General features: G+C 39.5%; 7 protein-coding genes. All 7 read left to right on the top strand.

Features of this window, described 5'->3' with window-relative positions; translation table 11 throughout:
- Positions 1–46: 46 nt before the first annotated feature.
- The 7 genes from DW862_RS01820 (at position 47) to DW862_RS01790 (ending at position 13,169) form a co-directional block, all read left to right on the top strand.
- Positions 47–571: an RNA polymerase sigma-70 factor gene (locus DW862_RS01820; RefSeq protein WP_008642111.1), complete on the top strand. Its 525-nt coding sequence runs from the start codon at positions 47–49 to the stop codon at positions 569–571.
- Between the two features lie 77 nt (positions 572–648).
- Positions 649–879, top strand: a complete 231-nt coding sequence (locus DW862_RS01815) for a hypothetical protein (RefSeq protein ID WP_004305330.1) — start codon at positions 649–651, stop codon at positions 877–879.
- A 12-nt stretch (positions 880–891) separates the two neighbouring features.
- Complete coding sequence (locus DW862_RS01810; RefSeq protein ID WP_008642113.1) at positions 892–3,456, top strand: glycoside hydrolase family 38 C-terminal domain-containing protein; 2,565 nt, start codon at positions 892–894, stop codon at positions 3,454–3,456.
- Between the two features lie 18 nt (positions 3,457–3,474).
- Complete coding sequence (locus DW862_RS01805) at positions 3,475–5,814, top strand: GH92 family glycosyl hydrolase (RefSeq protein ID WP_008776537.1); 2,340 nt, start codon at positions 3,475–3,477, stop codon at positions 5,812–5,814.
- A 48-nt stretch (positions 5,815–5,862) separates the two neighbouring features.
- Positions 5,863–8,952, top strand: a complete 3,090-nt coding sequence (locus DW862_RS01800; protein ID WP_120067193.1) for a discoidin domain-containing protein — start codon at positions 5,863–5,865, stop codon at positions 8,950–8,952.
- A gap of 45 nt (positions 8,953–8,997) precedes the next feature.
- A complete protein-coding gene (locus DW862_RS01795) occupies positions 8,998–10,404 on the top strand; it encodes an SGNH/GDSL hydrolase family protein (protein ID WP_120067245.1) in 1,407 nt (468 codons plus the stop codon).
- A 44-nt stretch (positions 10,405–10,448) separates the two neighbouring features.
- Positions 10,449–13,169, top strand: coding sequence for a family 78 glycoside hydrolase catalytic domain (locus DW862_RS01790; protein WP_118407835.1), 2,721 nt, complete (start codon positions 10,449–10,451; stop codon positions 13,167–13,169).
- Positions 13,170–13,184 lie beyond the last annotated feature (15 nt).

Here is a 13,184-nt window from a genome sequence, read left to right as displayed (position 1 = left end):
ACAAGATTTTTGATAACTGAATACTAATCTAAAGAAACACACAACTATGAGTTTTTCAGAATTGTATCTTATTTATTATCCCAAACTAGTTCGGTTTGCAAAAGAATTTGTGATGTCGGAAGAGGAGGCTGAGAACATAACACAAGATGTGTTTACAGACTTATGGGAAAAGAGAGAGTCAATGAATCATATTGAGAATATGAATGCTTATCTTTTCAGGCTTGTAAGAAACAAATGTTTGGATTATTTAAAGCATAAAGTATTCGAGCAAAAGTATGTCGAGAATGTGAAGGCTTCTTTTGAGATTGAGTTGAATCTGAAATTGCAATCTTTGGATCGTTTTGATGTATATGATATATCAGAAAGAAATCAGATGGAGAACCTGATACGGGATGCTATCAATAGTTTGCCTAAAAGATGTCGTGACATATTTTTGTTAAGTCGCATGGAAGGATTGAAGTATAGGGAAATATCCGAACGTTTGGGCATTTCGGTAAATACAGTGGAATGTCAGATGGGAATAGCACTAAAAAAGTTGAGAGCAAAACTCAATGTGACATTGGCTGCATAACTTTTTAATGAATTTATCGGTATTTTTTAGGGGTATTTATTGAGATAATCGTTCTTTGATAAAAAAGGACTGTGTATATGGAGAATTGTCTGAATAAATATTTTGCGGATGAATTTACTTCTGATGAAAAAACAGAGTTTCTCATAGAAGTGGAAAACAACGAAAGGCTGAAGGAAGAATTTATAGAAAATCAGAATTTGCTGGCACTCGTTGATTGGATATCTCCGGAATATGAAAATAATAAAGAAGTTGTCCAACATAAATTATATGAATTTATGCGTAGAATGGAGCAACACAAAGATAAATAGCTTTAGGATACTATGAGTAAAATTTATATCATATTACTGACTGTTTTCTTTTATGCAAATGTTTATTCTCAACAAGCTTATTTTGTTGATGGGTATCATGGCGGGATATATGGACATTATCCGGTAAAGTGGAAAACTCAATTTATTGTGGATCAGCTGGCTATGCATCCGGACTGGCGGATTTGTATGGAGATAGAGCCTGAAACATGGGATACAGTCAGAGTACAGACTCCGGAGGCTTATTTGCGTTTTAAAGAGATGGCTACTAGTAATCAGGTAGAGTTTACGAATCCTACTTATGCACAGCCTTATTGCTATAATATCTCGGGAGAGAGTATAATAAGACAGTTTCAATATGGTATTGCTAAAATAAACAAACATTTTCCGGGGGTGGATTTTGTAACCTATTCGGTAGAAGAACCTTGCTTCACAAGTTGCTTGCCACAAATCCTTAAACAATTCGGCTTTAAATATGCTGTATTAAAATGTCCCAATACCTGTTGGGGAGGGTATACTGCTGCTTATGGCGGAGAATTGGTTAATTGGGTAGGACCGGACGGGACTGCAATATTGACTGTTCCCAGGTATGCTTGTGAAAAACTGGAGCCGGGATCAACCTGGCAGACAACTGCGTGGGGAAATTCGGATGCTTATTTAAAAGATTGCCGTAACGCAGGTATCAAGCATCCTGTTGGTATGTGTTTTCAGGATGCGGGATGGAAAAACGGCCCATGGCTGGGAAGTGGAAAGAACACAAAAAATAACTCTATATATATGACATGGAGAGATTATATTGAAAATGTCTCCATCGGAAAAACGGATGATAATTGGTCTTTTTCACAGGAAGATATACATGTGAATCTTATGTGGGGAAGTCAGGTTTTGCAAAAAATAGCGCAAGAAGTACGCGTTTCAGAAAATAGAATTGTCATGGCAGAGAAAATGTCTGTAATGGCTTATCTGGAAAATAAATATATTTGTCGACAGGCAGATATGGATGAGGCTTGGCGTACACTGATGTTGGCACAACATCATGATTCGTGGATTGTGCCTTATAATGGACTGAATAGGAAAGGAACATGGGCTGATCAGATTAAGCGATGGACAGACAGTACCAATCATCTTGCAGATGGAATTATTGAGGCATCTATGCAGAGCTTTAATGAAAAGTTTATTCCGCAAAATAATGCTCAACAGCAATATATACGTGTTTTTAATACATTAGGAATGAGAAGAAAGGAAGTCGTAAGTGTTCTTCTGCCTACGGAATCTGAAAATGCGGATTTAAGTGTCTATGACTGGAAAGGTAAAGATATAGGTTATTTGGTAGAAAATGAAGGTAAAGAGATAAGATTATTTTTTGAGGCAGAGATTCCTCCCTTTGGTTATTCCACGTATTGTATAAAAAAGAAAGAAGCCGGTAAGAAAGAGGCTTCGGAGAGTAGATTCGTTTTGGAAGGTAATAAGGTGAATAAACAGGAATACGTGGTTGAAAATGATATGTATAAAATTGTTTTTGACTTATCAAAGGGAGGAACCATAAAAAGCCTGATAGCTAAAAAAGAAGGGAATAAGGATTTTGCAGGTAAAACGGAGAAATATGCTTTAGGGGAGTTACGAGGCTTTTTTTATGAAGAAGGCAAATTTCGTTCTTCTATAGAGACTCCGGCCAAGCTGACAGTAGTAAGGGATAATGTATATGAGCAAAAAATTAAGATAGAGGGTGAGATTGCTTCCCATCCGTTTACACAGGTAATCACTCTCACTAAAGGTACGAGACGAATCGATTTTGATTTGACGGTTGACTGGAAAAATAATGTAGGTATTGGTGAATATAAAGAGGAACGTTGGCGTGATAATCGTCGAGCTTATTGTGACGATCGGTTTAAACTAAGTGTATTATTCCCGACTGATTTACATGCTCCCCGTATCTATAAAAATGCACCGTTTGACGTATGCGAAAGCAAACTGACTGATACTTTCTTTGGTTCTTGGGATCAAATCAAACATAATATTATACTTCATTGGGTTGACTTGGCTGAACAGGAAGGCGACTATGCTTTGGCTTTATTATCAGACCATACTACTTCTTATTCTTATGGAGAGGACTATCCGCTAGGACTGACTGCTCAATATTCGGGTGGAGGACTTTGGGGACCTGATTATAAAATAACACACCCTTTGAGGATGAAGTATGCAATTATACCTCATCGTGGCAAATGGGACAAAGCATCAATCGCAGATGATAGCGATTGTTGGAATGAACCATTGCTGTATTCTTGCTATCCAATGGCAAAACCGGAATCGAAATCATTTATTGATTTACAGAATACTGGTTATCAAGTGAGTGCTCTTCAAATGAAAGATGGAAAGGTACTATTGCGCCTGTTCAATTCTGAAGGAGACGAAAGATTACAAAAGGTTACCATTGACATGCCATTATCCGGAGTGGAGGAAGTTGATTTGAATGGACAATGTATCGAAAGAAAGAAGATAAAAACACGTGCAGGTAAATCGGAAATGACGATTTCAATGCCTCGTTTTGGTATTAAGACTTTCGTTCTTAGTTTGACTTAAAATAATTAGATTATTGTTATGTATAAAGCGACTGCTAATCTTTTAATTGTTTGCTTTTTGTGTTGGATGACGGGTTGCTCATCAACCCATACCGCATCGGAAGATTTGGTTCCGACTGATTATGTAAACCCGTTTATTGGTGCCAGTACTAGTGTAGGGGCTGCCGGTGTTTATCACGGATTAGGTAAAACTTTTCCCGGAGCTACGACTCCGTATGGTATGGTACAGGTTAGTCCTAATACAATAACGGGAGGTGATAACGGTTCCGGATACAGTGATGAACATAAGACAATCGAAGGATTTGCTTTTACCCAGATGAGTGGTGTGGGATGGTTTGGTGATTTGGGCAATTTTCTTGTGATGCCTACAACTGGTGAATTATATAAAGTGGCAGGTAAAGAGAATAATGATAGTATAAAAGGATATCGTTCGGCTTATAACAAAGCCACTGAAACGGCTAAGGCCGGATATTATTCGGTAGAATTGACTGATTATCATATCAAAGTAGAAAGTAGTGCGACACCGCACTGTGGAATTTTACATTTTACTTATCCTTCTAGTGACCAATCGCGTATTCAGATTGATTTAGCTCGTAGAGTAGGGGGAACATCTACTTCGCAGTATATTAAAGTTGTAGATGATTACACCATTCAAGGATGGATGAAGTGCACACCTGATGGTGGTGGATGGGGTAATGGTGAAGGAAAAGCCGATTATACCGTTTATTATTATGCACAATTTAGTAAACCTTTGACTAATTATGGCTTTTGGAGTGCAGATATTCCCGAACATTGGGTTCGGAAACGTGATGAAGTAGTGAGTATTCCTTATTTGACTCGTGTATCACAAGCTCCGGTTATAAAAGACAAGAAAGAACTGACGGGTAAACATCTGGGCTTTTTTACTGAATTTCCAACGAAGGAGGGAGAGACTGTAGAGATGAAAGTTGGTATCTCTTTTGTTGATATGGAGGGTGCTGCAAATAACTTTGAACAAGAAATAGCCTCTAAAAATTTTGGACAAGTAAAGCAGGAAGCTACTGAATTGTGGAATAAAGAACTTAATCGTGTCCGGATATCCGGTGGTACGGATGATGAAAAAACGATATTCTATACTGCCATGTATCATACGATGATTGATCCTCGTATCTATACAGATGTAGACGGACGTTATGTAGGCGGTGATTATAAAATACATACGGCTGACAGCACTTTTACAAAACGTACTATATTCAGTGGATGGGATGTATTTCGTAGTCAGTTTCCTTTGCAGACTATAATTAATCCGCGTTTAGTAAGTGATGAACTGAACTCATTGATTACTATGGCAGATCAGAGTGGGCGCGAATACTATGAACGTTGGGAATTGCTGAATTCCTATTCCGGCTGTATGTTGGGAAATCCTGCTTTGTCTGTTTTGGCGGATGCTTATATCAAAGGGATTCGTACGTATGATGCAGAGAAAGCGTATCGTTATGCCATTAACACATCCCGTCGTTTTGGTAATGATTCATTGGGGTATGCTCCGGAACCATTGAGTATTTCAACCACTTTGGAGTATGCTTATACTGATTGGTGTATATCTCAATTAGCGAAAGCTATGGGGAAAGAAGATGATGCCAAATGTTTCTATGAAAAGGGACAGGCATATCATCATATTTTTGATAAAGAAAAGGGGTGGTTCCGTCCCCGTAAAGCAGATGGAACATGGGTAGAATGGCCGGAGAATGCACGTCTTAAAGAATGGTATGGGTGTATAGAAGCAAACTCTTATCAGCAAGGTTGGTTTGTACCTCACGATGTTACGGGAATGGTGAATTTGATGGGTGGTAAGGAGAAAGTTATTGCGGATTTAACAGATTTCTTTAATAAAACTCCTTCTAATATGCTGTGGAATGAATATTATAATCATGCGAATGAACCTGTGCACTTCGTTCCTTTTTTGTTCAATCAGCTTGAAGTTCCCTGGTATACTCAAAAATGGACACGCTATACATGTGAAAAGGCTTATGCAAACAAAGTTGAAGGAATTGTTGGCAATGAAGATGTAGGTCAGATGTCAGCGTGGTATGTGTTGGCTGCTTCCGGTATTCATCCTTCCTGTCCGGGAAATACACGTATGGAGATTACAAGTCCGGTTTTTGATAAAGTAGAGTTCAATCTTGATCCCAGCTATTATACTGGTAAGAAATTCACGGTGATAGCTCATAATAACAGCATAAATAACGTCTATATACAAAAGGCCTTGTTGAACGGTCAGGAATACAATAAATGTTATCTTGATTTTGCGGACATTGCAGCCGGAGGTACATTGGAGCTGTTTATGGGTGATAAACCTAATGTTGAGTGGGGACTTTGATTGAATAACATACTCTAAAACAAATTGTTACTTTAAAATCTTGATAGTATGATGAATAAACTTGGGCTTATCATTGTATCGGTTATATTGGCTCTAATCCAGACAGGGTGTGCAGAGCAGAGTACATGGATGTCTTTGAACAGCTCTAATCCTCGGATTATCTGGGAAGTGAAACCCCAGGCAGATTTAGAGAACATAACCGGAGAGCAGATTTCTACTCCGGAATTTAAAATGTCCGATTACGTTAAAGGTGTGGTTCCCGGAACTGTTTTTACTGCTTATGTTGAAGCAGGAATCGTTCCAGATCCTAATTATGCCGATAATATTTATAAAGTAGACGAAACGTTTTATAACCGTCCTTTCTGGTATCGTACGGAATTCGAACTCCCGTCTTCTTATTCGGAGGGGAAGCGGGTATGGCTTCATTTCGACAATACGAACCGCTTTGCCGATTTCTATTTTAATGGCGAGAAGATATCAGGAACAAAAACATCTACTAAAGATGTAAGCGGTCACATGTTACGTTCGAAGTTTGATGTAACTAATCTGATAAAGAAATCCGGTAAGAATGTGATAGCTGTTCTGATTACCGATGCCGATCAGAAAAAGACGCGTAAGGCTAAAGACCCGTATGGAGTTGCGTGTAGCCCCAGTTATCTGGCTGGTGCCGGTTGGGACTGGATGCCATACGTTCCGGGACGTCTGGCTGGTATCACAGGCAATGCCTATCTTGTGGTAACGGGAGATGTAGTGATGGAAGATCCTTGGGTACGTTCAGAGTTACCGACCTTGCAGAAAGCAGAGCTTTCTGTCTCAACAGATATTAGAAATGCTTCTTCTTCCCCCAAAGATGTCGTTGTATCCGGAGTGATTCAGCCGGGGAATATTTCTTTCTCTAAAGACATTCGGGTAGAAGGAGGAACAACAGCCAGACTATCTATTAACAAAGATGACATAGCGCAATTGGTCGTTGACCATCCGAAACTTTGGTGGCCGAATGGTTATGGTGATCCCAATCTTTATACTTGTAAGCTGACTTGTTCTGTAGATGGAAAAGTGTCGGATGTAAAAGAAATGACATTCGGTATCAAGAAGTATGAGTATAAAATGGTCGATAATGTAGTGGGATATCCTGTTCTTACATTCTTTATCAACGGACAGAAGATCTATCTGAAAGGTGGAAACTGGGGAATGAGCGAATATCTGCTTCGATGTCAGGGTAAAGAGTATGAAACGAAAATCAGACTTCATAAGGAAATGAATTACAATATGATCCGTCTATGGACAGGGTGTGTTACTGATGATGAGTTTTATGATTATTGTGATAAATATGGGATTATGGTATGGAATGATTTTTGGTTATATGTAGCATACAATGACGTGGCGCAACCGGAAGCATTTAAAGCGAATGCCCTTGATAAAGTCAGACGTCTTAGAAACCATCCTTCTATTGCTATTTGGTGTGGAGCAAATGAAACGCATCCGGCACCTGATTTGGATAATTACCTGCGTGAAATGATTGCGAAGGAGGACAATAATGACCGTATGTATAAGTCTTGCTCCAATCAGGATGGATTGTCCGGAAGTGGTTGGTGGGGAAATCAACCTCCAAGACACCATTTTGAAACTTCAGGCAGTAATCTGGCATTTAATACACCGGCTTATCCATACGGTATTGATCACGGTTACGGTATGCGTACAGAAATAGGAACGGCCACTTTCCCCACATTTGAAAGCATCAAAGAGTTTATCCCGCAAAAAGACTGGTGGCCTCTGCCTACTGATGAGCAGTTGAAGAATGATGATGACAATGTATGGAACAAACATTTCTTCGGTAAGGAAGCGTCTAATGCCAACCCGGTTAATTATAAGAATTCAGTGAACACACAGTACGGAGAATCATCCGGATTGGAAGAATTCTGCGAGAAAGCGCAAATGCTGAATATCGAAGTGATGAAAGGTATGTATGAGGCTTGGAACGATAAGATGTGGAATGATGCAGCCGGACTTCTGATCTGGATGAGCCATCCGGCTTATCCCTCGTTTGTATGGCAGACTTATGACTATTATTACGATCCTACAGGTGCTTATTGGGGAGCAAAAAAGGCTTGTGAACCTTTACATATCCAATGGAATGCTTCCAATAACAATATAAAAGTAATAAATACTACAGCAAAGGACTTGAAAGGTGCAATAGCTAAAGCTGCAATTTACAACTTGAATGGAAAAGAAGTGCCTGCATACGGACAGGCAAAACAGGTCGATGTGGCAGCCAGCAACATTGCAGAAGCATTTTCTTTGAACTTTAACCCTTTCAATCTGGCTTATGGAAAGAAGGCTGTAGCTTCTTCTTCAACAGGTGCCTCTAAAAGTGCTTCAATGGTTACTGACGGAGGAGCGGGAAGTCGTTGGGAAAGTGCATACAGTGATCCTCAATGGATATACATTGATCTTGGTAAAGAAGAAAAGATAGAAAAGGCTATTTTGAAATGGGAGGCAGCTTGTGCTAAGAAATACGAACTGCAAGTATCGAATGATGCGCAAGAATGGAAAACCGTTTATGCCAACAAAGATGGAAGAGGTGGTACTGAACAGATTGAATTGGAACCTGTTACAGCACGTTATGTGAAATTGGCAGGCATCAGCCGTGCCACACAGTTTGGATATTCATTGTTCGAATTCGAAATCTACGGTGAGAAACCAAAAGAGATAGAAGAACTGACTCCGCTTCATTTTATCAAGTTGGAACTGACAGATGTCAAAGGTAATCTAATCTCTGAAAACTTCTATTGGCGGAATGGTGTGAATGATCTTGATTATACATTGCTGAATACACTTCCAGAGGCCGATTTGTCTTGCCGATTGGTGGATAAATCGATGTCTGACGGAAAGATGAAGATCGCTGTAAAGAACAATTCCGGGACTGTGGCTTTTGCTAATCGGGTGAGGCTTGTTAATAAGGCTACGCAAAAAAGAATACTTCCAATAATTATGTCCGATAATTATGCGACGTTGATGCCTGGTGAAGAAAAGGTTATCACTATGGAGGCAACTCCCGAACTGTTGAAAGGAGGCGTAAGTGTATTGGTGAAACAGTATGGGAAAGCAGAGAAGAACAAGCTGGATATAGCAGATTGATTGTTGTACGGTTATCTTTATGGTTTGATTAAAAGAATAAAGAAAATGGCTAATAGACTAAAAATGAGGATACTCTTGTTGTTATCTTTAGTTTATATAAATTGCGATTACTTACAGGCACAAACAACAATACCCCGGTTTGAAGAAGGGGAACGTGTGGTATTTGTAGGAAACAGCATTACTCACGGCGGACATTATCATTCATTTATCTGGTTGTATTACATGACTCGTTTCCCGGATAAACCGATTACTATCATGAATGCCGGAATTGGTGGAGAGAGTGCGTGGGATATGAAGGATCGTTTGGACTATGATGTTTTCAACAGGAAACCAACTTATGTGACTCTAACTTTCGGTATGAACGATACCGGTTATGATATTTACATGAAAGATAATGCAAAAGAACTGTCAGAACAACGGATTGCAAAGTCATTGGAAAGCTATCGGGAAATAGAAGAACGCTTACTGGCTAAAAATAAAATAAAGAAAGTATTGATTGGTGGTTCTCCTTATGATGAGACTTCCAAGTTTAATAATTTTATATTGCGTAATAAGAATAACGCCATTTTAAAAATAATAGATGCCCAACGTACATCGGCTAAAAAGAATGGCTGGGGTTTTGTTGATTTTAACCAACCGATGCGTGAGATAAGCAGAAAAGAGCAGGAGGCAGATTCTACATTTACATTCTGCAGGATAGATAGAATTCATCCGGATAATGACGGACAGATGGTTATGGTCTATTTGTTTCTGAAAGCACAGGGACTGGCTGGGGATGAAGTGTCATCAGTATCTATTGATGCATATCATTCATCTGTAATAACCCATAAGAACTGCAAGATTTCAAAACTGAAAAAGAACGGAGCTGATCTGACTTTTGATTATCTGGCGTATGCTCTTCCTTATCCGCTGGATTCAATTTCTAGAAGTGGCTGGGGAAATAAAAGGTCACAACGCGATGCAATGCAGTTGGTTCCATTTATGGAAGAGTTTAATCAGGAACGTTTTCAGGTAACAAACTTAGAGAAAGGAATGTATCGGTTAACTATAGACAATCAGTTTATTGACAATCTCTCATCCGAAAAGTTGGCGAATGGAGTGAATTTGGCAGATTACCCGAATACTCCCCAATATCAACAAGCTGCGAAAATCATGTATCTGAATGAAGAACGGTTTGAAGTGGAGAAACGTTTCAGAGAATACTTGTGGACCGAATATTCATTCCTGAAAAAAGAAGGATTACTGTTTGCAGATGATAAAAAAGCTATCGATAAGCTAAAAGAGTACTTACCTAAAGACGGGTTTCTTAGGATGAGCTACGATTGGTATATAAAAGCGATGAATCCCGAAATACGGGAGGTTTGGAGCAATTATATGAAGAGTCTTGTTGAAACAATTTATAAAATCAATAAACCTGTCACTCATAAAGTGAGGCTGGCAAGGATTGAGTAATGCTCATTGTACATAAATTGCATAAACTCTTTAAATTGGGCAATATGAATAGATTATTTGAAACCTTCTTGTTATTGATGATATTTTCTTCCTTTATTTATGGAAGAGGCAATACCCGTGTCGTGAATCTGCGTTGTGATAATATGGAGAATCCGATAGTTATTGAGAGCCGACAACCGATACTTCAATGGCAACTAGTGTCGGATCAAAGAGGAAAAAGGCAAACGGCCTATCGTGTTATGGTATCCAGCAGTCTGAAACAGCTCAATAAAGGGAAAGGTGATTATTGGGATTCCGGTAAGGTCAATTCATCAGAGTCTGTTATTAACTATCGGGGAAAACTTTTGCCATCCGAAGCACAGCTTTATTGGAAAGTGATGGTATGGGATGAAGATAACACTCCTACTAAATGGAGTGATGTGTCGAGCTGGAATATGGGATTATTAAAATCATCCGACTGGAAGACAAAATGGATAGGACAGACAGAAGATCTATATCCGGACTCGACACTGACATATCCGGCACCGTATTTTCGTAAAGAGTTTGCAATTAAGAAAGCTGTCAAAAAGGCTGTAGTATATGTCTGTGGATTGGGTTTTTATGAAATGACTTTTAACGGAAATAAAATAGGAGATCAGGTATTGGCTCCTGCCGTTACGAATTATGATAAGAGATCGTTGAAAAAACTTTTGTATCATTATGATGACCAGTCGTCACAGAGAGTTCTTTATAATGTATTTGATGTCACTTCCCATTTGAAGAAACAGAACAATGTGATTGGGGTCGTATTAGGTAATGGCTGGTATAATCAACGCGACCGTGTTGTGGAAGGTTATATGTGGTATGATATTCCTAAGCTGATACTACAACTGGAGATTGAATACAAAGACGGAAGTAGGGAAACGATTGTGTCTGATTCATCATGGAAAACGACTACGGGACCGATTTTGCATGATGCAATATTTACAGGTGAAGTTTATGATGCCCGTCTTGAACTTGGTTCGTGGAATCAGGAGGGGTATGATGACTCTACCTGGAAACCGGCTTTGGTGGTTCGTCCTCCTACGGGGACCTTGCAGGCACAGACAATTCCATTTACGAAAGTGATGGGAACGGTAAATACCCATTGTGAACAGGTAAACGACTCTTTGTATATCTTCACTCTGCCTGAAACCGTTTCGGGCTGGTGTGAACTTACTGTGAAAGGTAGGGCAGGGGACTCTGTGAAGCTGCGTTTCATTAGTGATGAGGGCTTGGATTATGGTCAGGAAGATGTATATATACTGAAAGGCGGTCAGGAAGAAAGATGGGAACCCAAGTTTACCTGGCATGCATTTAAAAAGGTAGAAGTTATCGCAACAGAGGGAATCGAAATCTCCGGGCAAAGCATACGGGTGAAATCCATTTATACAGATATCAGGAGTACGGGAAAATTTGAATGTTCTAACGAACTGTTTAATAATATCTGTGAGGCTTATAACCGTACAATGCATGCCAATTTCAAAGGTATAATAAGTAGCGATCCGCATCGCGAACGATTGGCTTATACTGGTGACGGGCAAGTCATCACGGAAAGCCTGCTCTATTCATTTGACATGACTCGTCTTCTCAGGAAGTTTGTGACTGATATTAGTGATGCGAGCAATAAAAATACAGGCTATGTTCCCCATACCGCACCTTTTGGCGGTGGAGGCGGAGGACCTGCATGGGGATCGGCTTATGTAGTCATACCTTGGAACTATTTCTGCCACTATGGTGACACTACACTTTTACGGGAACATTATCAGGGAATGAAGCATTGGGTTGAATATCTTCAGACTCGTACTGATGACAAGGGGATAGTCGTGAGGGAGGAACCGAATGGATGGTGTTTAGGTGAGTGGTCTACTCCTCACAACAGAATTGAAATTCCTGCCTCATTGGTGAATACGGCATACTTTTATCATGTTACTTGCATCATGGCAGATATTGCGGGTATTTTGGACAAGAAAGATGATGAGCATTATCTGCGTACACTTGCCGAAACGATCAGAAAGAACTTCAACGCTGCATTCTACAATGAAGCAACCTGTCATTATTGGGAGGGAAAACAAGGAGCCGATGTATTTGCGTTGGCATTCGGACTTGTTCCGGAAGGTAAGCAAGGAAAAGTGTTCTCGGCTTTACTCGAACATTTGAAAATGATTAATTATCACTTTGATACAGGTATACTGGCTACTCCACTTTTACTGAAAGTGCTGACAGAAAATGGAAGAGCTGACATTGCCTATAAATTGATGAATCAGCGGGATTTTCCAAGTTATGGTTATTTGGCTGACAAAAAAAATAATACACTTTGGGAAACATGGAATGGGGATGGAAACGATGAGGGATGCGGACATTGTCATCCGATGTTTGGGAGTGTTGTGGCATGGTTTTATAATTCATTGGCGGGTATAAAACCTAATTTGTCAAATCCGGGTATGAAGCATTTTTATATTGAGCCGATAATAGTTCCCGATTTGAAGTATTGTAGAGCTATCTATGATAGTCTGTACGGTCAAATCCGTTCTGATTGGAAAATAGATGAGTGTGGAAATCTGAATTTTCAAATAGAAGTACCAGCAAATACATCGGCTACGGTGACGATTCCGGATTGGGGGAGCAGAGTGATATTGGAATCAGGCAGACAGATAAGTAGAAATAGTAATATTGTAGTGGATAAAGTTAATCCAGCTCGGATGGAAGTTTCGTCGGGCTCGTATAATTTTGTCATTCTTAAATAAGTAAAATATGAAATA

The sequence above is a fragment of the Bacteroides sp. AM37-9 genome (assembly GCF_003603455.1).
Taxonomy (GTDB): Bacteria; Bacteroidota; Bacteroidia; order Bacteroidales; family Bacteroidaceae; genus Bacteroides; species Bacteroides xylanisolvens.
Note: the sequence above shows the minus strand (reverse complement) of the source record. Positions and strands in the feature narration are given on the sequence as shown.

Bases quoted from the DNA above. Each gene is read 5' to 3' on its own strand.
- DW862_RS01820 (WP_008642111.1), top strand. From the start codon at position 47: ATGAGTTTTTCAGAATTGTATCTTATTTATTATCCCAAACTAGTTCGG.
- DW862_RS01815 (WP_004305330.1), top strand. From the start codon at position 649: ATGGAGAATTGTCTGAATAAATATTTTGCGGATGAATTTACTTCTGAT.
- DW862_RS01810 (WP_008642113.1), top strand. From the start codon at position 892: ATGAGTAAAATTTATATCATATTACTGACTGTTTTCTTTTATGCAAAT.
- DW862_RS01805 (WP_008776537.1), top strand. From the start codon at position 3,475: ATGTATAAAGCGACTGCTAATCTTTTAATTGTTTGCTTTTTGTGTTGG.
- DW862_RS01800 (WP_120067193.1), top strand. From the start codon at position 5,863: ATGATGAATAAACTTGGGCTTATCATTGTATCGGTTATATTGGCTCTA.
- DW862_RS01795 (WP_120067245.1), top strand. From the start codon at position 8,998: ATGGCTAATAGACTAAAAATGAGGATACTCTTGTTGTTATCTTTAGTT.
- DW862_RS01790 (WP_118407835.1), top strand. From the start codon at position 10,449: ATGAATAGATTATTTGAAACCTTCTTGTTATTGATGATATTTTCTTCC.